The following is a 25,393-nucleotide window of genomic DNA, read 5'->3' as shown; positions in this document are numbered from 1 at the left end:
ACGTCGATGAGCGAGCCGCTGCCGCCGGGCTCCGTGCAGTTCTACGACGGGTACCGCCCGGGCCTGGACGCGGGGACCTACGAGCTGTCCGCCGTGCAGAGCGTCGACGGCGTGGACACCGGAACGTACTTCGGGCCGCGCACCCAGACGTTCACCGTCGATGCCCCGCGCTTCGTGCTCGACGCCGGCGACGTCGGTGAGGTGTACCCACCGGCGAACAGCTCCGGCGACTTCGGCGCCACCCTGCCCTCGATCGTCCTCAACCGGCGCACCCTGCCCTGGGAACGGCACCCCGGTGCCGAATCGAGCGACAGTGCCGAGCCCTGGCTGGCGCTGCTGGTGCTGCGCGCCGACGAGTTGCCGCCCGGCCCGGCGCTGCACACGGGGACCGTGGCGCAGTTCCTGGACGCCTCCGACCCCCACGAACGTCCGCCGGCCATCGCCGCCGACACGCTGTCGGCGCAGGTCCTCGCGACGGAGATGACCAGCCTGAGCCTGCACCGGCGGCTGTTCACCGCCATCGCACCGGCCGTCGGTGAGGCGCGGCTGCTGGCACACGTGCGGCGCACGGACACCGCGTCCCGCGCGGCCGGGCAGGCGGACCGGGACGGCTGGCACGCCGTCGTCGTCGCCAACCGCCGGCCCACCCCGCCGCCCGGCAGCGGCGGCACCGGTTCGGCCCACCTCGCCTGCCTGATCTCGCTCGAAGGCCTCGCCGTCGACCTGCCGGGTGTTGGTGGCACCCCGGCGGACGGTGGGGACGGTGGGGACGTCCGGCTGCGGCTGGCGGTGCTCGCCTCGTGGTCGTTCACGTCGAACCCGGCCGGTGGCGGTGACATCGGCCGGCTGCTGGCCGGTCTGGCCCCTGCCCCGTCCGCCGGGCCCGAGGCGCTCCTGCCGCGGATCCCGGTGCCGCCGTCGGCACCGCCGTCCGCGGCGCTGACCCGCCTTCGGCAGGGCTTCGCGGCGCTGGACTACCGGCTGCCCACCGGCGAGCAGACCTTCGCCTGGTACCGGGGGCCGTTCACGCCGTACCCGGCACAGCCGCTGCCCGGCCCGACCGACGGCACCCCGCACTACGCGACCGCCTCCGAGGTGACCATCTACTCGCAGTCCGACGGCGTCTTCGACGTCTCCTACGCGGTGGCGTTCGAGGCCGGCCGGCTCGCGGCGCTGGCCGACCGTGGCTTTGCCGTGGCGATGGTCAACGCCCGCCGTTCGGCGTTCCAGATCGTGACCACGCTCCAGTCTCGGGCGGGCTCGCCGCTGTTCGCCAACCTCAGGCCCGCGCTACCGGTGCCGCCTGCTCCCACGCCGCCACCCCGTCCGGAGGTGAGCGCCGCCGACCTGCTCGCCGTCCGCAGCCGCAACGCGTTCGGGGAACTGCTGGCCGGTGGCATGGGCGACCAGCTGACTTCGGCACTCACCGGCCCGCCCGCACCGCCGAGCCCGCCGATGGTGGTGTCGCCGGGCACCGCCGCCGCAGCGGTCATCGCGGGTCTGCTGCCACCACCGTCGGCGCTGTACCTCGGCGGCGGTGGCTTCGACGAGGGCGTCGATGCGCCACACCTGTCGTCGGCTGAGCCGGTCGAGCCGCCGGCCCCGCCGCGACCGTCCGACCCGGACCTGCCGACCGGCTTCATCCCCGGCCGTCCCGGCTGGCCCGGCCGGGACGGGCTCGACCCGGTCGAGCAGCTGCGATACCTGCTCTCCCGCACCGACGTCCAGGACCTGCTCGCCGACCACGCGCGCGGCCCGGCCGTCGACCCGGCCACCGGCTGGCTGGCCGAACTGGCACTGCTGCACCAGATCCCGTTCCGGCACCTGATCCCGGACGAACGCATGCTGCCGGTCGAGTCGATGCGGTTCTTCTACCTCGACAGCGGCTGGATCGCGGCCCTGATCGACGGTGCGCTGAGCATCGGCGTCGAAGGCAGCCGTGACCTGGAGCTGCACCAGGCGATGAGCCGGCCGCTGGTCGAGGTCGTCGCGGCGAAGGTGGGTGCGGTACGCGCGGACCGCCGGAACCGGCCGGACCTGGCGGTACCCACCGGCGGGGCCGAGGCCGCCGGGACCGGTGCCTCCACGGCGGCCGGCCTGGCCACCCCGCCCACGCCCCCCACCCCGCAGAGGCCGCCCGGCTCCGGGGGCCTGCCGGGCATTCCCGGCAGGCCGGATCGCCCCGACCCCGGCCCCGACGTCATCCCCCTGTCACCGCAGCGCACGGGACTGCTGCTGCGCTCGGCCGTGGTCGCCGGCTGGCCCGGCCTGGCCGTCGAGGCCAGCGCCGGCGGCCGGCCGGTGCCGCTGCTGCGGCTGGACCGGCTCTCCGACACCGTGCTGCTGGCGCTCTTCGACAGCGTGCCGGACACGGTGACGCTGACCGAACCCTGGCACGGTCTGCACTTCGGCTTCGCCGGTGGCGGTGGCGGTGGCAACGACGCTGGTGGCGGTGGCAACGACGAGGGTGGCGGTGGCGGGCTGGTTCTGCGCCGACCCGACGGCACCCAGCTGAACGCCCGGTTCCCGGCCGCCGGTCAGCCCGACCTGCACACCGCCTTCACCCGCCCGGATGATCCGTCGGTCCTGCGGGTGCGGGACCTCGCTGACGCCCTGCAGGCCCGGCTGGGGGAGTTGCTGCCCGGCACCGCGGTACCGATGGGTCCCGCCCTGTTCGCCACCGAACTCCTCGCGTCGGCGCATCAGCTCACCTTCCACCACACCGCCCCAGTGCCGAGAGAGACGTGAGCCCGGTGGACACCACCCTGCTGGTCCCGATCCAGCTTCAAGCCCTCCAGGTCAACCCGGGTGTGCGCGCTCAGGGCTTCCGGCGGTGGCGGATGGACTACACCCAGCTGCCCGGCTTCGGCTCGCCCGAACCCGGCGCGTTCGCCGAGCCCCGGCTGGACTGGGCCGGTGACGCCGACAGCGACGGGGTACACCTGCAGTGGGTCCTGCCCGCCGCGATGCGCACCGGGCACCACGACGCGGCGGACGGCACGACGGCATATCCGCTGGTGCCGAACCGCTGGCTGGTCGTCCGCAGCGCGACGCGAGCGGATCGGGCGCCCGGCGACCGGGTCCGGAGCCGAGGGTGGGTCGTCGAGAGCGACCACCTCGGTCCGGACGGAGCCTCGCCGTACCTCGACCCGACGGCCCGGACGCCGACGCCGACCCGGATCGGCCGGGTGCTGCCCCTGGCCGGCTGGCGCGAGCCGGCCGAGCGTCCGGCGCCTTTCCTGACCGCGGTCGCACCCGGCAACATCACGTTCGCCGCCTATCAGCCGCACGCCGTCGGGGTGTTCTCGCTGCACGACCCGGCGGACGACGTCGAGGACGGGTCCACGCTGTCCTATGTGGTCGTCGGCTGGTACGCCGACCCCGCGTCGGACGTACTGGCCCCGGCCCGCCAGCCCGCCGGCTTCGCCGCCCGGCTGGCCGAGCTGGGCTGGTCCGCCGTCCCGGACCCGGCCGGGCGCGTCGCCGGCACGACCGTCTGCCACGGCGCGATCCGCGCCCTGCCCTACTCGCGGACGTTCACCGCGCCGCGCCCGGCCCCGGCCGCGATGGCCGTCGGCAACACCTCCGTCGACGCCGTGTCCGCCCTCATCCGCGACCGGGCCGCCCGGCAGCCCGACGCCGGACTCGACCCGGATCTGCTCGAAGCCTTCCAGTACGACCTGCTGCACACCCTCGACGATCCGGACGGCCCGGCGCTGCTCGCCACCCGCATCCACGACGCCTGGTTCACGGCCCGCCCCGGCGGATCGGTGTGGCAGGTGGTCGCGGCGCAGCCCGACGGCGACGGGCCGCCGGCCGAGCCGAGCACCGCCGACCCGGACTGGCTCGCCGAGCTGAACCGGGCGCAGGCCCGCTACGATCTCGCCGCCCGCCGGCTGGCCGCGCTGCAACGCGAGCTGTACGAGCTGTGGTGGAAGCGCGGCCGGTACAACGCCCTGTATCACCGTCCCGAGGGCCTGACCGACGACCGGTTCGCCGCAGAACTCGACCCTGGCCGGCCGGAGAGCCTGGCTGGCCGCGTCGCGGCGCTGCGCCGGGAGGTCGAACGGGCCCGGGCGGACGTGCCGTGGGGCACCTCGCAGCAGGAGCTGGCGGCCGCGATGGACGCCTACACCGCGCGGCACCCACTGCCCCCGCGCACCGTGCTCAAGCGCGCCGACCTGCCGTCGTTCCGCAGCGCGGCCGACCCGGTAGTGGTGATCGCGGGCGTACGGGCGGGCACGTTCGACGAGAACCTCGGCACCGGCGCGGACGGGCTGCTGCCGTGCCGCTTCGCCGATCAGCTGGTCACCGCGCTGACCCTGCCGCTGGCCGGGCTGGTCGGACCGGACGGCCGGCTGCCGGACGGCTCGGCGCCCGGCCCGATCCCGCCGCCCGGAGTGCAGATCCCGGTGAACGCGAGCGATGTCGCGGGCTCGCCGGGGATCGTGTCTCTGACCGACCAGCACGGCGGGGTTCCGGTGGCAGCGGCGTTCGTCGCCCTTCAGACGGAGGCGTACCTCCTCGACCCGGCCCACGCCGCCGAGGTGGCCGCCATCGCCGCCGAGCGGGTGGGGCTGCCATGGGCGACGGCCGAGCTGACCGCCGCCGCCGAGCAGCTCATGGCGGCCGGCTCCGGTGTGACCGGGACACTGCCGGCGATCCTGCCGCAGCGCTGGTCGCAGCCCTGGGCGCCGCTGTTTTTGGAATGGCAGACGACCTACTACCCGCTGCCGCTGGACACGCTGTGGACCTTCGACGGGACCTCGTACGATGCGAGCTGGCGCACCACCTGGACGTACCCCGGACCCCGGCCCGGGGAGATTCCCGGGCACCCGTTCAGCATCAGCGGCCGCAGTCTGCTGACACCGCAGCCCTCGGCCACCTTCAAGGCCCGCCTGGACACCTACCTGACCACGCTGCCGGAGCCCACGCGGACCGCGCTGTCGTCCTTCGCCGCCTCCGTCGACGCGTGGGACCTGCTGTCCCAGGCGCTGAGCGGCTTCAACGAGCAGTTGGCCCTGCGTGATCCGGCGAGCCTGCGCACCCCGGACGCCGCCGACGTGGACCCGGCGACCGGCCTGAGCATCGCCGAGCTGATCGGCGGCGGTGGTGTCGCGATGCCGATGGTCGACGGGCCGGTGACCTACGGCCCGCCCGAGCCTGGCGGGTTCCAGGCCCTGCGCGCGGGCCAGTTCGCCTTCGCCCAGGTCAGGGTGGTTGACCGGTTCGGGCAGAGCATCGACGTGTACGACATCGGCCTTGCTGGCGCGCTCACCCCGACCATCGCGCCGGGGCTGGTGCCGCAGCAGTCGATCAACACCGGGGTGGCGACCTTCATCCAGCTGCCGCCGCGGCTGCTGGAGCCGGCGCGGCTCGACGTCGGCTTCGCACCGGGCGGCCCCGGTCGACCGAGCCGACCGGGCGAGGACGCCCCGGCCGCCGCCGACGTGGTGTGCGCCTGGATCGTGCCCAGCCCGCTCGACGAGGCCCTCGCCTGCTACGCCCCGGACGGCACCGCCCTGGGTGAGCTGACCGAGACGGCTGGCCTGACCGGGCCGCAGATCTCGTGGCTGCCCGCCCCGGGCTCGGCCTGCGCCACCCTCGACCTGCTCACCGGGGACTTCCCGGTGCTGGCCGGTTTCCTGCGCGGCCTCACCGTCGCCGGCCCGGCGGCCTTCGCCGACCTGCTGCGCACCGTCGACGCCACGCTGTGGACCATCGACCCGCCCGGCTGCGGCGACGAGACCTACCTGGCGGCCCTGGCCGGCCGCCCGCTCGCCCTGGTCTGTGCCACGCTGCACGGCAGGTCGGCCCGGCCGCCGCGCACCGACCCGCAGTGGCCGCACACCTTCGACCCGGTCCCGTCGCCGGTGTCCGCCCACGCCTTCCCGGTGCGGGTCGGCGACGCGGCGCTGCGCGGCGACGGCCTGATCGGCTACCTTTCCGTCCCGGACGGCGGGCACTTCCAGGCGGCCTACCGACCGGCCGGCCTGATTACCGACTACGTCCGGCCGATCGGCCCGGACTCGTTCCCGGCGGTCAGGTTCGATGACGCGTCACGCACCGACCTCATCGTGCTGATGGACCCCAGGCTGCCCGTCCACCTGGTCACCGACATCCTGCCGGTGACTACCCTGACCCTGCCGCAACGCATGGTCGCCGACGCGATGGCGGCAATGGCGCTGACCGTCCGCTTCGGCCCGCTTCTAACCGACCTGCAACCCTCGGCCGCGGGGCCCGCGATCGTGCTCGCCCGGCCTCCGCAGGTCGACGGCACCTGGTCCTGGTCCGAACGGGACGGCGCCGGCGTCACCACCTTCGACATCGCCCCGGCCGACGGCGCCGCCCGTTTCCCCGGCACCCCGCCGACCGTACGCAGCGGCTGGCTGCGGCTGCACGGCGGCGTGCGCCCACCGCAGTAGCGACGGGCACAGCCGGCTCGGCTCCTAAACCGGGCGGGGAGGACTGAGCCCGCGGACGACCGATGACTGCTGGCCTGCGGGCCGCTGGACCTTGCTGCCCACCGCCCGCACCTGCCGAGACTGCTCAGCTGATCTTCGCGGTCGGGTTCACCGCCGGCCTGTGCACTGCCGCACCGACCTGTGGGCGATGGCGGCGGGCGTGGATCGGGCGCGGCAGAAGACTGCGGCTGCCGACCGGACGGTTGCATTATGAGGGCGTGTGACAAAGGTGGCCGGGACTCTGGTCCGGTCGTCTTTTCAGTTGCTCCCGGATGCCCAGTGGTCGTTGTTCGAGGGGATGCTCCGGCAACCGACGGGCCGCCCGGGTCGGAGGGGAACGGCCGGCGACGTATGATCGCGGTGGTGGTGAAGCGTCAGCCCGAGATCCCTTCGCCGATGTGAGGAGGGGTCAGGATGTTCGGTTGGAAGAAGAAGCTCGACGATGCGATGGCGCAGCTCAGGCCCGACCTGAGTCGGGAATCGCTGGGCGTCGGGCCCGATTTCCCGGGCGTCGCCCCGAACCCCCTCCTGAGCGGTGAGGCACGGAAGCGCAATGCGGAATTGCGTACGGGGGCGCTTGCGCTCGGCGTTCTCGTCGACTGGCGGGAGGTGAACAGCAACCCTCGCGTGGTCCTGATGTTCGACGTGGAGACCGCCGAGGGCATCTCGTTCCGCGGTATCGCAGACGAAGACCTCACGATCACCGAGCTCACCAGACTCGCCCCGGGGCAGACGTTGCCCGTGCGCTACCGGCCGGCCGTCATGGACCACTACGTCGCCCTTGCCCGGGACGCGGACCCAGCCCGTGTGCAGCAACTCTCCGGCGAGATCGCGAGCCGTAAGCGGACCTGACCCGAAGCCTGATCCGCCACTGCATCCTCCTCGGACAACAGCACGCTCCGTCACCACCGAGTGTGCGGCAGGCCCGTTATCCGTGCAGTTCCGGATTGACGAATGGCTGGCCCGCGGGACACGGGCCAGCCATTTCGATGGTTCCGCAGTGCCGACGTCGGCGTCATGTGCTGATCAGTCGACACAACTGCAGTCCGGTGTCCATTCTGATCATGTGGCCCCGAGGGGGCCCGACTACGAGGACCTCCTGCTCGGTACCCGCACTGCTCGGAGGCGGCGTCCCGGTACGGTTCCCGTCACGCGAGGTTGACGTACTTGTGTGCCAGCTCGGCACCCTCCTGGCTGAGGAGGCTGCTGCGCGCGGCGGACAGCATCGTGCTCACCGGGATCGTCTCGTCGTGCGGGCCGACGGTCTGCGTGGTGTGCGCGAACCACTGCCGGCCCGGCTCGCTGAGCTGCTCCGCGCCGAGGATGTGCGCCGACTGGTAACACGCCGCGCCCAGTACCCCGAGGATCGTCGAGACGTTGGCGGACAGTTGCAGGCACCGGCGCGCGGCGTTGAGGCCCATGCTGACCACGTCCTGGTTCTGGCCGTTCGACGGGATGGTCTTCACCGACGACGGTGCCGCGAGGTCGAGGTTCTCCGAGGCGACGCTGGTGGCGAGGAACTGGGCGCCCATCAGGCCGAACGACAGGCCGCTGTCGGTCAGCGCGAGGAAGTCCGGCAGCTCGCCGCTGGTCGCCGGGTCGACGAGGCGGTTGAGCTGGCGCTCGGCCAGCACGCCGATCTCCGTCAGCGCGATGGCGAGGTAGTCACACGCCATTGCCACGTACTGGCCGTGGAAGTTACCGCCGTGGAACGAGGTGTCCGCGCTCGCGAACACCAGCGGGTTGTCGTTGCAGGAGTTGAGCTCGCGTTCGACGATGCCGCGGCAGAACGCGATCGTCTCCACGACCGGGCCGAGGATCTGCGGCACGCAGCGCAGCGAGTAGGCGTTCTGGATGTAGATCCCGGTGTCGGTGACCGCGTCGTCGTCGCCGGTCTGCTGCTCGATGGCCGTCATCAGCTCCGCGTGCCTGCGGGTGAGTTTGCTGCCCGTCAGCAGTGACCGTAGCCGCTCGGCGATCTGGATCTGACCGGGATGGCCCTTCAGTTCGTGCCCGAGCGCGTCGTAGGCCGCCGCGGAGCCGCGCAGGCACTGGATCGCGACGCTGGCGAGGAGCACCGCGTTCTCGAGCAGGTCATGGGCCTCCAGGAGCGCGATGGCCGCGACCCCGGTCATGGCCGAGGTCCCGTTGTTGAGTGCGAGACCTTCCTTGTACCCCAGCACCACCGGCTTGAGGCCGTTGGCCTGCAACGCGTCCATGCTGGGTACGCGGTCGCCGCCGAAGAAGACCTCGCCCTCGCCGATCAGCGGGAGTCCCATGTGACTCAAGGGGGAGAGGTCGCCGCTGGCGCCGAGGGAGCCCTGTTTGGGGATCACCGGGGTGATGCCGCGGTTGAGCAGCTCCGCCATCAGCGACAGGGTCTCCGTCGAGACGCCGGAGTAGCCCCGGGCAAGGCAGTTGAGCCGGGCGAGCAGGATCGCGCGGGCCTCGGGCTCGTCGAACACCTCGCTGCAGCCGGCCGCGCACCCGCGAAGCAGGTTGACCTGCAGTTCACTCATGTAGCGGGCGGGCACCGTCACGTGCGCCATCTCGCCGAATCCGGTATTCACGCCGTACATCGGGCGCTGGTTCATCCCCCACTCGGTGATCCGCTCATGCGCCTCGCGTGTCCTCTGGAGCGCCTGCTCGTCGAGTTCGACCGTCTCCCGGCCGATCGCCACCCGTGCCACGTCGTTGATGGTGAGACTGTGCCCGGTGATGGTAATCATTGTCAGCCTTTCGTGCCTGCCGCGCCGAAGTGGTGTCAGGGCCCGTTCGGGGGTTTCCAAGGAGAGTGCCGGTCATGACGCCCGTCATGCACCGCGACCGTCGTCAGAGGGAGCTGTGCCGGGGAGCGGGACGTACTACGGCGAAACGGTTGTGCCGGGTTCGCCGTGGAGGGCGGGGGTGCAGCGGACGCTGACGCCGATCCGCGATGCCTCGGCTCGGATGAACTCGCCCCACTGCGGCCACAGCCGCGACGAGCGGGACGTGATCACGACGCGCTCGAAGCTGGCGGTCACTGAACTCCTCCGCGACCTGCTCTGTGTTTTCGGCTGATTCGCGACCTCGAGCGGCGGCGGGTCGCGCTCCTCGGTGCGCGACGTGAGCGTCTTACGCAACGATGGTGCCTGGTTGTAGGTGGGGATCACCACGGACAACTGTGGGTGGTTGAGCATGCGACCACGTTGTCGAATGTCGCTCTCACGCCACTACCGGCGCGGTGTCTGTGTGCTGACCCGGGAGGGGTCCGGTGAGAGCGCCGTGAGAGCGACGGAGGACCGGCGTCTTCCATGGTCGGATGTGTGAGCCAGATGCCCGAGAGGGTCGGCTCTTGATTCATGATCATCAGGAGGGTCGAGTCTCGTCATGAGCGTCTCTGTCCGGGTCGTCGACGGCATCTACGGGAGGCCGGCCGCCGGACTCGCGGTCACCCTCAGTCGAGAGTTCGATGGTGAATTCGTGCGGCGATGGACTGGGCGAGCAGACGAAAGCGGGCAGGTCCTGAGCATGCGGGAACTTTCACTGCCGCATGGAGAATACCGGCTTGAATTCGATCTTGGTGAGTACTTCAGCACGCTCGGGTACGCGCCCAAAAATTCGTCGATCGGGGTGTGCTTCACGGCCAACCCGGGCCAGGTCTATCAGATCACGCTGCTGGTGAGTCCCGCTAACTGCATCATATTCAGCGAGGCTGGGCAATGAGAGCTAAGTCAGGAGGGCCAGTGTCATCTCAGTTCCCGCCCCTGCCCGCGGACGCTGTCACGGCCGGCGTCGCCGTTCTACCGCCACCAGGACTGCGCCTCGACAGCGGGATACCCTTTGACAACTGGCTGGGAATCGGCCAGAGGTTGGCCGAGGCCGCGAGCAACTCGGCATGGTGCCTGGGCGACTGGCTGATCTACGGCGAAACCCGCTTCACCGGGCGTTACCGCAGTGCTGTCGAGCAGACTTCGCTCGACTACAAGACGCTACGCAATTATGCGTGGGTCGCCAGGAAGTTCGCGCACCCGAGGCGGAGGGCGGGGTTGAGCTTCGAGCATCACGCCGCGGTCGCCGGTCTCCCCGAGCCGGAGCAGGACTACTGGCTTCGGAAGGCGGAGGTGTTCAGCTGGTCGAGGAACGACCTGCGGCGCGAGGTGCGCGCCAGCCTCTCCACGCGCGGCGAGGACCTGGCTGACCGAGGTGTCGCGGCCGGGGTGACCACCCACGCTCACGCCGGGCGTGAAGACGCCGGCATCGGTGACACCGCCATGGCCTCGAAACTGCACCTGGACGTCACCGACGATCAGCTTGCCATGATCACGGAGGCGGCCAGCAAGTCCCAGCTCTCCGTTGGCACCTGGGCGCAACAGATGCTCGAGCAGGCCGCTCGCGCGGCCCTGGCATTCGCTTCGCGGGAACCGAACCCGGCGACGCGAGCCGTCGGAGTCAGCTGACTCATCCCTCAAGCCGGGCGAACCGCGCAACGGCGTCGCGGTACGCCGCGGTCGCGTCGGCGCGCGTATGCGGAGAGCCCTCGGAATAGAGCAGAACGCGGATGTGCTCACCTACCTCTTCGCTTCGGTTGAAGCTGGCCTCGAACGGGAAGTCCGTGTGGGACCAGTCGTCGAACGCCTCCAGCGTGTCCAGGCCGAGCCTCTGTGCGACACCGGCGATGCTGTGGAAGCTGTTGAAACCAAACAGGGAAGTGGGAACCACTGCCCGGCCGACGGTGCGGGCCAACTGGGCCAGCGGAGTCCGGCCCCGCATGGTGACCTGCATCAGTTCCCGATGGGCCCGGGCGACGGCCTCCCTGCCCGGTGCCGGGACGTCGATTCGCAGCGGGACGACGTTGAGGAACATCCCCCGGGCGTCCACGCCGTTCGGTACCGCGAGCCGGGTATTGACAGGGATGCCGGTGAGGATGCTCCGCTCGCCACCCAGTCGTGCCAGCGCCTCGAGGTGGATGGCGAGAAGCACAGCCTTCAACCCGGAGGAACTGGCCGCGAGTCGACTCAGCATCCGATTCTCCTGGCCCGCGATCTCCACCGAGTCATGCCAGGTGTGGCTGTCACGAGTGGACCCGGCACTCGACCGCGGTTCCAGCCCGGAAAGGTACCGGCTCCACCACTGTGCGTCGGCGACGGTGAGCGACTGGAAGAGCTGCTGGGCGCTGTGCTCGCGAAGTCTGAAGCGGGGCGAGCCGTCCGCGTCAGATGATGCCGGCCGCTCGGGTGGCCGCCCGGTGAGCTCCGCGACGTAGCGGTCCAGGAATTCCACCAGGTTCAGGTGGGTGCTCCACCCGTCAGCGATCGCGTGCGGCTCGGTCAGGGTCAGGGTGATCGCCGTCTCGCTCAGGAGGTGGACCGTGATCGTGACGAGGGGCGGATCTGTCAGGTCGATGGTCCGCGTGTTCTCGGCGTCAGCGAACTCGGCCAACCGGTGTTGCTGTTCGGCATCGGGAAGTCCCCGCAGGTCGCGCACCGTCACCAATGGCCGGTCGACGTGCTCCAGTACGATCTGCATCGGGCGTGAGTAGTGGTCCAGGTCCAGCATTGAGCGGAACATCTCGTGCTCCCGCACCAGGCCGAGCCCGGCCGCCTCGAAAGCCGCAGGCTCCACCCGGGGTACGGTCAGACGCGAGGTCGCGACGTTGTGATAGGCCGGTACACCGAGGGCACCGCGGTCTCGGAGAGCAGCGGCCATGAGCATCCGGGTGGCCATCGCGGCCTGTTGCTCGCTCATCGGGAAGGCATCCACGGCATTGACCGGCAGCCGTCGACGATCCTCGGGCGAGACCAGGCCCAGCGCGGGAATCCGCGCCCATCGGTCGTCCGGAACCTCGAATGCCTCGCTGGCCTCGGCTGTCGCGTAGAGCGTCGCGCGGACAGACTCGGAGGTGGTGTCGCGGCCCCGACCGTTCACGATCGCTCCCTCGTCGGACGTGCTCGGGCCGCGAGGGACTCGAGCTCGTCGTCTTCCATTACGTCGCGGATGGTGAGTTCGACACCCCGTGTGCGCGCGATGGCGACGAAGCGCACGCACAGGATCGAGTCGCCGCCGACAGTGAAGAAGTGCGCCGAGCGGTCAGGCGGCGCGTCGAGGCCGAGAAGCTCGACCCAGATGCTTCCGATCAGCTCTTGGGTTTCATCGATGGTTCGCACGGCTGCCTCCTGAGGTCCGAGAGTGTGCCCTGGCCGCGGGGATCCACGGATCCGCCGGCTCTCCTACCGCAACACCAGAACGTCTCCCATGACCATCGCGTCGATGTCTATCCGGGAGAACGTCGCCACCGCGTCCTCGGGTGAGCAGACGATCGGCTCCCCGCGCGAGTTGAACGAGGTATTGAGCAGGATCGGGATGTCGGTGATCGCCCGGAAGGCATCGATCAACCGCCAGTAGAGCTCGTTGTCCTCGCGTCGCACCACCTGGATCCGGGCAGTGCCGTCGACGTGCGTCACCGCCCCGAGTCTCGGCCGCCACGCCGCACGAACATCGACTGTCTCGATCATCCACAGGTACTCGTCGGGGTCGTCGATCTCGAAGCACTGCTCCGCGTACTCGTGCAGGACCGCCGGCGCGAGCGGCCGGAACTCCTCCCGTTGCTTGACCATCGAGTTGATCCGGTCCCTCATCTCGACGGTTCGTGGATCGGCGAGGATGCTGCGGTTGCCCAGCGCGCGCGGGCCGTACTCCATCCGGCCCTGGAAGAGCGCGACGACCTTTCCGTCATTGAGAAGCGCGGCGGCTTCACCGACGAGGTCGTCGGGTTCGCACCGCCGCCATCGCAGGTCGGTGCGCTCCAGCGTGGCCTGGATACGCTCGGAGGTGAAAGCCGGACCGAGATAGGGCGGCCCGATGCGTGGGCGAATCCGCCTGCCGGGCGCCTCGGTGCCTTCCTCGATCACCGTCAGCGCCGCACCCAGCGCCGTTCCGTCGTCGCCGGCCGCTGGCTGGACGAACTGCCGACGGTACATCCCACTCTTGCGAATGGCCTGGTTGACGACGCAGTTCAGGGCCACGCCGCCGGCCAGGCACAGGTTCTCGCTGGACTGCTCATCCTGGTGTGCCGCCAGGAAGCCGACGATGGTCTCCTCGGTCACGGCCTGCAGCGCCGCGGCGATGTCGAGGTGATGCTGCTCGATGCTCGCATCCGGTTCCCGGGGCGGGCCGAGGACCGAGGCGAGATGTTCCCGTGACCTCTGGTATGTAGCGCGCTCCTGCGGTGTTTCGTTCAGGTATGTCAGCGGCGTGGTGTAACGGCCGTCGTGCTGGCGGACGACAAGGGCGTCGAACGCCGAACGGAGTCGCCGCCGGTCCCCGTAGGGTGCCAGTCCCATGACCTTGTACTCGTCGAAGTTCATCCAGAAACCCAGATGCATGGTGACCAGCCCGTAGACGAGTCCGATGGAGTGCAGTCCGCCCACCTGGCCACGCAACCGCAGTCCCTGCGATCCGCCGGTGTACAGCGACGTGCTCTCGAACTCGCCGATCCCGTCGGCGACCAGGACATCGGCGGAGCCGAAGCCGGAACAGTGCAACGCGCTGGCGGCGTGGGCCTGGTGGTGCAATATCGGGATGACCTTCAGGTCATCGCTCCAGAGGTCCCTGGGAAACGCCGCGAACAGATCGCGCTGTATGACCTCGGGCGCGTACACGTTCTGGTATTCCCCGATCGCGCCTTCGGACTCGAAGTAGGTCTGATAGCGGCCGAAGTCGAAGTTGTGTGCGACCGCGCTCACGTCACGCGGAGAGATGCCAGCCGCGCCTAGCACATACTCGATCGCGGCCCGGGGGAACTCTCCGGTGCCCTTGCGCCGCACGAAACGCTCCTCGGCCGCAGCGGCCACGATGCCGTCCTCGGTGACGAGAGCCGCTGCCGAGTCCGCGCCCTGGGCGAGCCGATATACGCGCTCGCCCAGCCCCGGAAACGACTGCCGCATGTATGGCTGGCTCTGGCCCAGCCCACTGATTCCCAGGACATATCGCACGATTGCAGCTCCTCTTCGTCGACACCGCGGGTTCACATCGGTTTCTTCACACTCGATGAGCCTTGAGCAGAGGTTTCGTCGGCGTCAGGTCATCGCCACCGCGATCTGTCGCTCCCCCTCGTACGGTTCGCGTCCGTGGGCCGTCAGCATGTTGTCGATCATCAGCAGGTCGCCTTGCTGGTAGTCGAACCGGGTCGCCGCCTCACGATATTTCTCGCGGATGTGGGCACAAACCTCCGCGGGGATTTCCGCGCCGTCGCCGTAGACGGTGTTGTTGGGAAGGCCGTCCCGGCCGAAAAGCTGCTCGAGGACTCCGCTGACACGCTCGGGAAGCGTCGTCCAGTGGAAGAAGGCTATGTGGTTGAACCATAGTTCTTCGCCGTTTCCTGGATGGCGGTGAAGAGCCACCCGGTCGGCGACGGTGCGGAGAGTCCCCTCGTTGCTCCAGTGCGTCTGTATGCCGCTTTTTCCGCAGTAGAGATCCACGGCCTCGCGGCTCGTGGTGCCGAACACCTCGCTCCACGGCAGGCCGATCTGCGGATGGTAGTTCCGGATGTGCCGCCAGCCGCGCCGGCGAAACTCCTCGACGACCCCGACGTCGAGCGAGGCGGTGACCTGACGCACGTCGGCCAGCGGCGTCGCCCCACCCGAAGCGGGCGGCCGTTGGCAGAAGAAGAAGAGCCGCCCCGGCCAGGTCGCCTGGTAGGAGTTCTCGTTGTGGAAGAAGATCTCCTCCTCCCGGGTGTACTCGGTCGACGTGTAGATCCCCGACTCGAGTTGCTTCCGCGGCGTGGAGCGTTCCGTGTAGGGCAATGGGTCGCCGCCCAGTGTCCGGACCGCCTTCGCGAAGTCGGCCGTGGTCGCGAGGGGAAATCCTCGGAACAGGACCCGGCCCGCTGACATCAACCGCTCGTCGACATACCGGGACTGCTCCTCACTCAGCCCGGCGGTCAGGTCGCTGTCCATGTCGGATGGTGTGATCGGGGTGGCCGACATCTCTCCCGCTATTCCCATGACACGCTCGACTTTCCACGTTCTGTGATGTTGATCTGTGTGCTGATCCGAATGGAATGCGGCAGCGCATAGGACGGAAATGTCTCGCGCAGGTGCGCGAGAAGGTCGTCCTGGGTCGTTCCGTCGTCCCGAGCCACCACGGCCGCGCGGAGACCGTGCACCTCGTCCACCCGGACGGCGGCGCTCACCACCCCCGGAAAGGCGTTGAGGCACGACTCGAGAGCGGCCAGGTTGATCCGGAAGCCGGCGACCTTCGCCTCCCGTCCCAGCCGGCCGACGTAGGTGTAGGTCCCGTCGTGGTCGCGTCGCACGCGGTCTCCGCTGCGGTAGCTGCGCTTGCCGGCGGAACTGGGGAACGGTCGCAACTGCCCGCGGCCAGCCGGGGCGTCGTCCGGGTCCGCGGCGGTGAGGTAACCCGTCGCGACCTGCACCCCGGCGATCACCAGCTCGCCCTCGGAGAGCTCGTGTCCGGCCCGGGGAGGCGGTCCCTCGATACTCAACTCGACGCCCGAGGGAGCAGTTCCGATGGGAATCTCGTGACTGGTGCAGTCGGCCGGCACCGTGTAGCGGCAGCAGCCCACGGTCGCCTCGGAAGGGCCGTACTCGTTGACCACCAGGGTGTCGGGGAGGCTGTCGCGCCAGCGGGCGACACTGCGCCCGTACAGGGCCTCACCTCCGACGACCAGGATCGGTATCGGGCACCGGGCCCCACGCGCCTCCAGCAGCTCACACAGCATGGTGACCTGGCTCGGCGTCATCTTCACGAAACTGGCACCCTGGAGGAGACCCGGGTCGTTGGCGACGTGCAGCGGCCAACGCAACGGATCGAGGACCTCCACTCGTCTGCCGTTCAGGAGCGGTCCGAGCAGGCTGGTGATCGTCAGGTCGAAGCCCAACGAGGTGAACAGCGGCGCCCCCCATCCTCGGGTGCAGTCGTACTCGCGCATCGACCAGCCGAGGTAGGCCGCCACGGCTGACTCGGGTACGACGACTCCCTTCGGCTCGCCGCTGGTGCCCGACGTGAAAATCACGTACACGGTGTCCCGCGGGACGGTGGGGATGAGGCGGTGGGTGCCCGGCTCGTCGGCCACGTCCCCAGGGCCGAGCCAGGCGACGCCGTCGGTCGTCGCGCCGGCGGCCCCGAGGATGAAGTCGGCACCGCACAGACGGGCGATCCTGGCGGCGGTGCGGGGCGGCACGCGGAGATCGATCGGAGCGAAGGCGGCTCCGGTCATCAGGATGGCCACGATCTGGACGAGGGCGGTCGTGCTCGGTGCCGCCTGGATGGGCACGATCGCCCCGGGTTCGGCCCCGCGTCGGCGCAGCTGGACGGCAACCTCGCGGGCCTGCGACAGCAGCTGTGCGTGCGTGGTGACCGCGCCCTGTTCGATGACCGCGGCGGCGGTGGAACTGGTCAGGTCGTCGACGAGGCTGTGCGCGCGGGTGGTCACGGCCGTGCCAGTTCCGTGCAGTCAACGGGGTCGCCGGCGGCGACCAGCAAACGACGCACACCCGAATAGGGGTCACGCGCGTGGCTGCGGCGCAGGTTGTCGACGACTATCGCGCGGTCCGGTTTCCAGGGCACGACTTCCTCCAGGTCGGTGCAGATTTCTACGAGTTCGTCGATGACGGCGTCGGGAATCGGCCCGCCGTCCCCACGTCGGCACCCTTTGGGAAATTCGTGAGGCTCGTACAACAGGCGGAGCGCATCGTGAACATCCTGGTCCAGCGCGCGGGGATGCCAATGCAGGATTTGTGCTGTCAGCGAGGGTCGGCCCGTGGCCGGGTCGAGGATGACCGCCGGCCGTCGCTGCTCGGTGGTGAGGATGCCGCCGTGCTCATCCCACCTCCAGGTGGTGCCCTCCCGTTCGCAGGCGCGCTCGACGACGGTGGGATCAGTGGTGCGGTAGATCTCGCGCCAGTCGAGCCCGAGGTCCATGCCCAGTCGGCGAACGTAGGTGACCCCGGTGGCGAGGACCTCCCTGGCCGCGCTGCCGAGTCGCGCATAGACGGCCGTCATGTCCACGGTCGGTGTCTGTCCACCGTCCCCGATCTCCTGGCAACCGAAGATGATTCGCCTGGGCCACAGGCGGGCGAACGTGTTCTCGTTGTGCCAGAGCAGCTTTCTGGTCCGGGAGAAGGGGGTCGGACTGTTGATCGTGCCCGTGGGGTCGTCGTCGATGCTGGCGTGCTCCGGGTTGTCCTTGGCGAGCGGCCCGCACGCCGCGGCGGCGAGCCGCTGGAAGGTCGCCACGTCCTGGCACAACCCGTCGCCGTCGATGACGACCGCACCGTCACGGCCGAGGTGCTCCGCGACCGCCGCGGAGTTGTGGTGCCACCACACCTCCGGTGGGCCGTCGAGCCTAAGGTGCTGCATCGCTGGCCGCCCTTTCACCGTGTGCCGCTGCCGAGACGAGGTGCTGGCGTGCCAGCCGCGCCAAACGCTCGACAGCGATGCTGTCGGCGGTGCCGCGTCGTGCGGTGACCGTCATGTCGAGGCTGGTTTCGGTAACGGTCACGCCTACCGACAGCTGGTTGCGTGCCACCGGCAAGCGGACAGCGACAGGCTGTAGTTTGTGCAGGCGCTGCTGGTTCCGGATGTGACGGAAGTAGAACTTGACGGGGTGACCGCTGCGGCCGGTGGTTTCGCTGTCCGGGCGGATCTCCTGCCGCACGGCGGCGGCCAGCTGGCGCAGCACGGCCGTGTGGACGGCTGCGGCGGCGGCCGCACCGGACGTGCCATGCCCGACGGTGGCGACGTCCAGTTGAGCCAGATGGAATCCCATCGTGTCCGGGGGCGTGCCGGCCAGCGGCCGGAGGTCCACGTCGATGTACGCCCTGATCGCCGCCGGCTCCGACCACGCCGCCGCCGCGGCCGCCAGGTGCCCGACTGTCCAGGCGAACGGGGTGACTCCGGCTCGCCGCGCCGCGGTCGCGAGCCGCTCCCACACCCGGTCGCCGTCCGGGATCGTCAGGTGCCGTTGTGGGTCGGTCACGAGCGGGGCATGGTCTCGCGTGGCGATGTGGTGCACCGAAGGGCTGACGCCGGGATCGTCATGTCTCGCGTCGCCTTCCCGGGGGCCGGTGAGCCGGCGGTCGACCTCGGTCCAGAAGATCTCCTCGGAACGTGTGTCCCAGACGATGTGGTGGGCCAGCACGAACAGCCGCGCGGCGTTTCCCCTGTCATCGGTCTGTGCGGCCAGGTGGACCAGCGGCCCGGTCGCGAGGGGGGTCGGCAACCCGGTCAAGTGGGAGATGACGTCCGTGCGTGACCAATCCGCCGGGAACGCGAGGAACTCCGCGGGTGGCGTCGCCGCGGGCGGGTCGAGGACCTTGTGCAGTAGGCCTTGCTCGTCGACCGCGAACCGTGCCAGCGCCTCGGGATGGGCGGCCCGGACAGCGGTCATGGCGCTGGCCGCGTGGCCAAGGCTCACCCGCGTCCCGGGGCGTAGCTCCGCGGCCGCGAGGCACAGGTAGCGCCCCGGCAGTTCCGCCGCCTGCTCCTGGTACCACAGGCCGAACTCGGCCGCGGTGGCAGGCAGAACCGTCGCCATCTCAGCGTCGCCTCGCTTCGACGACACACCGCGCGATGGTGGCCAGCTGCGGATCCTCGAAGACCTCGAGCAGCGGCAGTGTGACCTCGCACGCGGCTTCAACCGATCGCACCAGCCGGATGAAGGTGAACGAGTCCGCACCGCCTTCGAAGAGGTTGTCGTGTGGTGCCAGCGTCATCGCGGACGCCGGCGCGACGTCACGCCAGCAGGCCTCGACCTCTTCCAGGACCTGCGGGTAGTCGACTGCCCTCATCGATCCGCCTCTTCCCGGGTACCGACCGCGGGGGAGCGGACCAGCCCGGCCGGCAGGTGCTCGAGCTCCCGGCGTCCAGCGGGCCGAATCACGACGTTGGCCATCGCCGGGCCTCCTCGGTGAGAACTGCTTTGGTCATGGCGGTGAGAGTGGCGTCGGCCTCCGCACGCACAGCACGTGCCAGCCCACCGTCGGAGCGGCCCGTGACGACACAGGTGATGTCCTCGGCCAGTGCGTCGGTCCGGAAGTAGCACGCCAGGGCATGGCGCGGTGGCGAGCCGATGGGCGGTGTGAGCGAGCTCGCCACGCCGTCGATCTCGACAGCCGGCACGGGCACGTGGTCCTCGAGGACGACGACGACGTCGCCGACGGGTGCCCACGCTTGTCCCGGTCGTACGCTGCCGAACCCCGGGACCAGCGCCGCGAAGTCCACAGCCGCCAACAGGTCGCGGTTGACCGTGCCGATGACGCGGGTGGTGTCGTGGCCGGCAGGATCGACCAGCAGGGGTACGTCAACCGCGTAGTTGCCGATCCAGCGCACCTCGTCCGGCGTCCGTGTCGAGACCGGTGTCTCGACGACAACCCGGTCCCGGTCCAGCACCCGGCCGACCGCCGTGGCGATCAACGTGATGAGGACAGCCGCCCGGCTCACCGACAGGCAGTACGCGAGTTCCCTGACCGGCTGCGTCGGCAGCCGCCAGACGACGCTCGACGTTCCTGCGGCGGCATCATTGGGACGCAGCCGCTCGTCGTACGGCTGGGCCGCCACCTGACGCCTGACCGCGGACCAGTGCCCGGCCGCGGACTGGACGAGACGGGCGTCGGGTCGCGCCGGGGGCAGTACGCACCGCGAGGACAGCGTTGTTCGGCGTTGCGGTGTGTCGAGGCGGTGCTGCAACTCCGCTACCAACAGTCCCATGCTCACTCCGTCGCACACCAGGTGGTGGGCGACCAGATAGACGCCCACCGGTGCGGCCTGCGTACGCGAGCGGACCAGGATGGCCCGGACCAGCTGATCCGCCGCGACGTCGAACGGCTGGTAGGCGCTGCTGTCCACCTCCGGGTGGGGAAAGGTGTCAGCGGATGTGGAGACCCGGAGGACGTCCACGCGCGCGACGCGTGCTTCGCGCACGACCCGTCGTGGGCGGTCGCGGCCCGGGACGTACTGGACTCGCAGCTGGGCCACGTCCTCGAGCATGGTCGACAGCGCGTCCCGGAGGCGCTGCTCGGTGATGGCCGCGTGTGTGGTGAACCCCCCGACGACGTTCAGCGCACCGTCGCTGGGGAACATCTGACTCCACACCCAGATCGGCCGTTCGGTGGAGGTCAGTTCCTCATCGGGGGCTACGGGGGGAGTGGTCGGCGCGGATCGCGGGGTCTGACGACGGCTGCGGTCCACCATCCCGGCGAGCCCGGCGACCGTGGGGTGGGCCAGGTAGTCACGGATCGTCAGCCTGACTCCCAGGTCGCGCTCCAGGTGGGCGCTCAGATCGAGGGCCAGGAGGGAGTGTCCGCCGCTGGCGAAGAAGTCGGTTGAGCGTGTTACGGCCACGCCGGGCAGCACCCGCCCGAACGCCGCGGCGACCGCCTTCACCGTCGTCTCGTCCGCCGTCACCGCCACCTGCTCGTCGCCCGGGTCGGCTACCTCCAGAGACCGGTAGTCGACCTTCCCGGAGTGCAGGCGCGGCAGGTGTGGACAGATCATCACCCGGTCGGGCAGGAGGCGGACCTCCATCGTGTCGGCGATCTGCGTCAGGACCGCGACACGATCGAGGCTGCTGTCGGACGGCACGACCCAGACGTGGATCAGCACCTGCCCGTCTGCCTCATCTGCTCGAGCGGCCGCCTGACCCACGGCCGGGAGCGCGTGGAGCACCGCCTCCACCTGGTCGAGATTGATCCGTACACCGCGTCGTTTCACGGTGCGGTCACGCCGTCCCGACAACCGCAGGCGACCACGGTGGTCCAGATAGCCGAGATCACCTGTCCGGAACAGCGGGACGCCACGGGGCGCCGGAAATGCGACGAGCGTGCCGACCTCTTCCGACCCGTATCCGCGACACAGGTACGGAGACTCCACCACGATCTCACCGGGGTGTTGCGCTGAGGAGCCGGACTGGTCGTCCAACGGCTCGATGGACAGGGTCCGTCCCGCGATCGCGTCACCGACCGGAATGTCGCCCGAGTCGGCATCCTCCGCGGTGACTTCGTGCCAGGTCAGCAGAATGCACTCCGAAGGGCCGTACTCGTTGTGCAGTCTGACCGTGGCCCCGCAGCGTTCCGCGGCGTCGAAGACCTGCCGTGCCACTCGCGGGTCGAGCCGCTCGCCGCTGCACATCACCTCCGTCAGGTGCGGCGGCCACGACGCCTCGGGCCGCACCGCGGCGGACGCCACCCGCCTCAGGATCGACGGAGTGGTCTCGAAGTGGGTGATACGTGCCGCGCTGAGCCACTGCAGCACCGCGTCCCCGTCGTTGCGCATGGACATCGGCGCGACAACGCCAACCGCGCCACTGGCCAGGGCCGGGATCAGTTCACAGTAGTGGGCGTCATAGGTGGGGGCCGCCCACAGCGCCAGGCGGTGGCCCGGCGCGAGGGCATACCTGGCGATGAACTCCGCGCAGTAGTGTTCGATCGCCGCACGGCTCATCTCGATCAGCTTCGGGTCCGCTGTCGTGCCAGAGGTCCGGACGCAGTATGCCGCTGCCCGTGGTGTCCGCACCGCCATGCGTTCGCTGTGCTCGAGCACAGCATGGCCATCCCATTGCTGGGCGTGTCTAGCCAGGTCCCGCCCGGTGACGGTGACCGGTTCGTTCGTCAGGTTCGCCGGCGTGGTGTCGGCGGACGCGCCGGACAACAGGACCACGTCGGCGCCGAACTGGTCGATGAGTTGCCGCCGCACGGCGTCGCTTTCCTGGTCGTCGATGACCATGAAGGTCCGCCCGGTCCAGAAACAGACCGCGATCAGCGCGCTGACCTCGATCGACGCCGCGCCGACGATGACGACCCTTTCCGCGTGCCGTTGACCGAAGAACTCGTCGCACGTGCGGGCGAGCGCGCCGAGGTCGGCGTACGACAGGACGTTGCCGGTGCTGTCCACCAATGCTGTCTCGTCCGCGCCACGACGGATGCGCTCTGCCAGCACCGTCGCCAGGGTTGCTCGTCCGTCCACACCAGAGCTGATCATGATCGCTTCCCCTTGGTCACCCGGCGTCCGCCATCATCACCACGAATTCATTCATGCTGGCCGCGGACAGGAGGTCGTCCAGTGAAACGTCGTATCCGGCCTCCCGCAGTCCTCCCAGCAAGGACAGAATCCCCAGCGAGTCGAGGCCAAGCCCGAATACGTCCACCGTCATGTCCGGCAGCTCGCGACCAGTCACCACGCGGAACTCTTGTTCAAGAACTTTGCGCGCCTGCATCGTCAGCCTCCTTTGTCGCGTAACGCGAGGTGGTCAGATCGCCGCGATCACGGCCCGTCGGCTTTTCCCCGCACTCCGCGTGCCTGAGATCATCGTGCTCGACAGTCCAGTGCGTCCGTCACCGTACCTATTTGCTGCTTGATGATCTCGGGATAGTCGGCCATCAGTCGGCGTAGCGCCGATCGGTCATCGTTGTGTTTCGCACTGAACATCGCGACGGGCAGCGCGGAATAGAAGCGGAGGACCGTGCTGTATCGCTCGCTGAAGTGGCGTTGCCACCTATCCGCGCCGAGCAGCAACCGCAGCCGCTCGGACATCAGACTGCTGTGCTCGAACAGCGCCCGGGGGGCATGCAGATCGAGCCCCGTGTCGTCGGACGGCGTGTCCAGGAGTTCGTCCCGGTACGCCTCCAGCGCCGCTACGCCGTACAGGCGATCGTCCGGCATGACCAGACCCTGCGTAGCTCCACCAGGGTTCCCCGACGCGAGGAAGAGCTCCAGCTCGGCAACCACGAACCGTGGATCGAACCGGTAGGACGCCAGTGGGTTGAACTTGAAGAGAATGAATGATCGCGACCACGGGTGGTCTGCGTTCGCGCAGGACTCGTAGGCGGCGTCAAGCTCTCTCCAGGAAACCTGGGTGGTCTCGAACCGAATCACCTCGTCGTAACCCAGTAGATGCGCGATACCCGCGTCACTGTCTGACCCATGGAGGAGGACGTCATGATGACGGGGACTCTGCCCGTACGTCGGTCGCCGCGGAACGAAGAACTCGTCGATGAACGTGTACACATACCAACCGTCGAGAAGCTGTTCGTGTACGAACTGCGCGAAGCTGTGGCCGATCCACCGCTGCATCCACTCACGGCCGGCCCTGATCGTATGCAGATGAGGATTGGCCGCGAAATCGTATGAATAGAAGCACAGCGATGGGGATTCTACCGGGTGTTCGTCGTAGGCCAGGTGGATGAAGTTCGAAAGAATCCAGTCACGGTTTTCGGGGGCATGCGCCTCGACGATGGAGACCGGGTACGCATACGGCTGGTAAGCCCGGATGCTGGGGTTCGTCGTCACCGGCAAAATCGTGCGGTGACGTCGCACATCCGCGACGTGTTCGGCCGCTACGCTGTTCACCGGTATTGCCCAACCGCCCACGCGCGCTCGGCTGGTCCCTGAACTCGGCTGACGGCGACCGCGTCGGACATGTACTCGAGCGGGGTGACGATGCCGTCCCGGACCGCCTCGTCCCATGCGGTCGTCGGGCCGATTCCCCACTTGAACCAAGGGGTCAGGTCGTCGACCACGATCGTGGCGCCTGGCTTGGCTAGCCGTCGAGCGTTCGCGATGTCCGCCTTCACGCACGGGTAGTCGTGGCCTCCGTCGATGAAGACGAGATCGAAACCATCCGATGAGGGGGGCACCTGGAACGCGGGGACCGTGTGGGTGGAGTCTCCGTAGATCAGGTGATGGCGATCCGGGTAACGGGAGTCGATGAATTCCTTCGCCGACTCGACGGAGGCCTCGGTGTTGATTTCGAAGGAGGTGACCTTCACCTGGGGAGAACTTTCAAGGAAGCCGATGCTCGAGTAGCCGATGTTGAAACCTATCTCGGCTATCGAGCTGGCCTTCCGGGCGCGCGCCAGATACATGAGATAGAGGACCTGGGCCAGGCCGCTGATTCCGTCGTCCAGTGCGGCTCCGGACCCTTGGGCACGCCGGAATGCGCTCTCCATGAGCGAGTTGATACGTGATCGGTCGCTGATGCCCGAATCGGAAAATAGGGTGGACTTGAGTCCTGTTGGAGGCATTGACGTGTCCATACGTGAATGTTGTCTTTCTCAAGCTTTCGTTGTCAACACTTCGGTGCCGGCGTGCCGGACGTTCGCTTACTGGAACTGTCCGACTGCCCACGCACGGTCGACCGGACCTTGAATTCGGCTGACGGCACACGCGTTGGACACGTACTCGAGCGGGGTGACGATGCCGTCCCGGACCGCCTCGTCCCATGCGGTCGTCGGGCCGATTCCCCACTTGAACCAGGGAGTCAGGCTGTTGACCACGATCGTGGCGCCTGGCCTGGCCAGCCGTCGAGCGTTCGCGATGTCCGCCTTCACCGTCGGGTACTCGTGGGCGCCGTCGACGAAGACGAGGTCGAAACCGTCTGTCGACCGGGGTGCCTCGAAGGCGGGGACCGTGTGCGTGGAGTCTCCGTAGATCAGGTGATGACGGTCCGGGTAACGGGAGTCGATGAACTCCTTCGCCGACTTGGCCAGTGCCTCGTTGTGAATTTCGAAGGACGTGACCTGCGCGCCGGGCGAGCTCTCCAGGAAGGCGATGCTCGAGTAGCCGATACTGAAACCTATTTCGGCTATGGAGCTGGCCTTCCGGGCGCGCGCCAGATACATGAGGTACAGGACCTGAGACAGGACGCTGACCCGGTCGTCCAAGGTGATCATGGGGTCTTCTGAATGGCGGAATATGTCTTCCATGAGCGACTGGATGCGGGATTGGTCGCTGAATCCTGAATCGGAGAACAAGGCGGACTTGAGTCCTGCTGGAGGCATCGACATGTCCATATCGCAATGTTGGCTGCCAAAATCTACGGCTGTCAATGCTGCGATGTGCCAGCGCTCCCGCAGCCTCAGAGGGGCCTTCCCGAGTGGCAGCGGTCAGCCCGAGTGGCAGTGGTCAGCCCGAGTGGCAGTGGTCAGCCC

The 25,393-nt window shown here is 69.1% G+C and carries 20 protein-coding genes; 5 read left to right on the top strand and 15 right to left on the bottom strand.

Annotated features, from left to right (window positions below; genetic code table 11):
• The first annotated feature begins 6 nt into the window (after window positions 1-6).
• The 3 genes from AB0B63_RS01090 to AB0B63_RS01080 all read left to right on the top strand — a co-directional run bounded on the left by AB0B63_RS01090 (window position 7) and on the right by AB0B63_RS01080 (window position 7,316).
• Window positions 7-2,748: a hypothetical protein gene (locus AB0B63_RS01090; RefSeq protein ID WP_357013539.1), complete on the top strand. Its 2,742-nt coding sequence runs from the start codon at window positions 7-9 to the stop codon at window positions 2,746-2,748.
• A gap of 5 nt (window positions 2,749-2,753) precedes the next feature.
• Entirely contained in the window at window positions 2,754-6,425 is a 3,672-nt protein-coding gene (locus AB0B63_RS01085) for a hypothetical protein (RefSeq protein WP_357013537.1), read from the top strand.
• Window positions 6,426-6,878: 453 nt separating this feature from the next.
• Window positions 6,879-7,316 carry a hypothetical protein gene (locus tag AB0B63_RS01080; protein ID WP_357013535.1) on the top strand — a complete coding sequence of 146 codons (438 nt, stop codon included), beginning with the start codon at window positions 6,879-6,881 and terminating at the stop codon, window positions 7,314-7,316.
• Window positions 7,317-7,612: 296 nt separating this feature from the next.
• Here AB0B63_RS01080 and AB0B63_RS01075 read toward each other — a convergent pair whose 3' ends face one another.
• Both AB0B63_RS01075 and AB0B63_RS01070 read right to left on the bottom strand, forming a co-directional pair.
• Window positions 7,613-9,193, bottom strand: coding sequence for an aromatic amino acid ammonia-lyase (locus AB0B63_RS01075; protein ID WP_208567660.1), 1,581 nt, complete (start codon window positions 9,191-9,193; stop codon window positions 7,613-7,615).
• 135 nt (window positions 9,194-9,328) lie between these two features.
• The gene (locus tag AB0B63_RS01070; protein ID WP_357013531.1) at window positions 9,329-9,643 is read right to left on the bottom strand and encodes a glycosyltransferase; all 315 of its coding nucleotides are present in this window, start codon (window positions 9,641-9,643) and stop codon (window positions 9,329-9,331) included.
• 190 nt (window positions 9,644-9,833) lie between these two features.
• Here AB0B63_RS01070 and AB0B63_RS01065 point away from each other — a divergent pair, with 190 nt between their 5' ends.
• On the top strand, window positions 9,834-10,169 hold the full coding sequence (locus tag AB0B63_RS01065) for a hydroxyisourate hydrolase (RefSeq protein WP_357013529.1): 336 nt from the start codon (window positions 9,834-9,836) through the stop codon (window positions 10,167-10,169).
• Between the two features lie 20 nt (window positions 10,170-10,189).
• Complete coding sequence (locus AB0B63_RS01060; protein ID WP_307799285.1) at window positions 10,190-10,903, top strand: LmbU family transcriptional regulator; 714 nt, start codon at window positions 10,190-10,192, stop codon at window positions 10,901-10,903.
• Window position 10,904: 1 nt separating this feature from the next.
• On the opposite strand, the gene AB0B63_RS01055 is transcribed toward AB0B63_RS01060, so the two are convergent.
• The 13 genes from AB0B63_RS01055 to AB0B63_RS00995 all read right to left on the bottom strand — a co-directional run bounded on the left by AB0B63_RS01055 (window position 10,905) and on the right by AB0B63_RS00995 (window position 25,255).
• Window positions 10,905-12,371, bottom strand: a complete 1,467-nt coding sequence (locus AB0B63_RS01055; RefSeq protein ID WP_357013525.1) for a condensation domain-containing protein — start codon at window positions 12,369-12,371, stop codon at window positions 10,905-10,907.
• Window positions 12,368-12,610 carry a phosphopantetheine-binding protein gene (locus AB0B63_RS01050; protein WP_357013522.1) on the bottom strand — a complete coding sequence of 81 codons (243 nt, stop codon included), beginning with the start codon at window positions 12,608-12,610 and terminating at the stop codon, window positions 12,368-12,370. Before AB0B63_RS01050 ends, AB0B63_RS01055 begins: the two co-directional genes overlap by 4 nt.
• A gap of 63 nt (window positions 12,611-12,673) precedes the next feature.
• Window positions 12,674-14,437, bottom strand: a complete 1,764-nt coding sequence (locus AB0B63_RS01045; protein ID WP_357013519.1) for a carbamoyltransferase C-terminal domain-containing protein — start codon at window positions 14,435-14,437, stop codon at window positions 12,674-12,676.
• An 84-nt stretch (window positions 14,438-14,521) separates the two neighbouring features.
• The gene (locus AB0B63_RS01040) at window positions 14,522-15,433 is read right to left on the bottom strand and encodes a TauD/TfdA family dioxygenase (protein WP_357013517.1); all 912 of its coding nucleotides are present in this window, start codon (window positions 15,431-15,433) and stop codon (window positions 14,522-14,524) included.
• 8 nt (window positions 15,434-15,441) lie between these two features.
• On the bottom strand, window positions 15,442-16,902 hold the full coding sequence (locus AB0B63_RS01035) for an AMP-binding protein (protein ID WP_208567652.1): 1,461 nt from the start codon (window positions 16,900-16,902) through the stop codon (window positions 15,442-15,444).
• Window positions 16,899-17,828: a TauD/TfdA family dioxygenase gene (locus AB0B63_RS01030; protein WP_357013514.1), complete on the bottom strand. Its 930-nt coding sequence runs from the start codon at window positions 17,826-17,828 to the stop codon at window positions 16,899-16,901. Before AB0B63_RS01030 ends, AB0B63_RS01035 begins: the two co-directional genes overlap by 4 nt.
• The gene (locus tag AB0B63_RS01025; protein ID WP_357013512.1) at window positions 17,815-19,005 is read right to left on the bottom strand and encodes a hypothetical protein; all 1,191 of its coding nucleotides are present in this window, start codon (window positions 19,003-19,005) and stop codon (window positions 17,815-17,817) included. Before AB0B63_RS01025 ends, AB0B63_RS01030 begins: the two co-directional genes overlap by 14 nt.
• 1 nt (window position 19,006) lies before the next feature.
• Complete coding sequence (locus tag AB0B63_RS01020; RefSeq protein ID WP_357013509.1) at window positions 19,007-19,258, bottom strand: acyl carrier protein; 252 nt, start codon at window positions 19,256-19,258, stop codon at window positions 19,007-19,009.
• Between the two features lie 88 nt (window positions 19,259-19,346).
• On the bottom strand, window positions 19,347-22,445 hold the full coding sequence (locus AB0B63_RS01015; protein WP_357013506.1) for an AMP-binding protein: 3,099 nt from the start codon (window positions 22,443-22,445) through the stop codon (window positions 19,347-19,349).
• 16 nt (window positions 22,446-22,461) lie between these two features.
• Window positions 22,462-22,680: a phosphopantetheine-binding protein gene (locus AB0B63_RS01010; RefSeq protein ID WP_208567647.1), complete on the bottom strand. Its 219-nt coding sequence runs from the start codon at window positions 22,678-22,680 to the stop codon at window positions 22,462-22,464.
• Window positions 22,681-22,769: 89 nt separating this feature from the next.
• Entirely contained in the window at window positions 22,770-23,813 is a 1,044-nt protein-coding gene (locus tag AB0B63_RS01005) for a hypothetical protein (RefSeq protein ID WP_357013504.1), read from the bottom strand.
• A complete protein-coding gene (locus AB0B63_RS01000; RefSeq protein WP_208567645.1) occupies window positions 23,810-24,412 on the bottom strand; it encodes a class I SAM-dependent methyltransferase in 603 nt (200 codons plus the stop codon). Before AB0B63_RS01000 ends, AB0B63_RS01005 begins: the two co-directional genes overlap by 4 nt.
• Window positions 24,413-24,565: 153 nt before the next feature.
• Entirely contained in the window at window positions 24,566-25,255 is a 690-nt protein-coding gene (locus AB0B63_RS00995) for a class I SAM-dependent methyltransferase (protein WP_208567644.1), read from the bottom strand.
• Window positions 25,256-25,393 lie beyond the last annotated feature (138 nt).

The organism is Micromonospora sp. NPDC049081 (assembly GCF_040648835.1).
GTDB classification, from domain to species: domain Bacteria; phylum Actinomycetota; class Actinomycetes; order Mycobacteriales; family Micromonosporaceae; genus Micromonospora; species Micromonospora antibiotica.
This window is presented reverse-complemented; position numbering and strand designations above follow the sequence as displayed.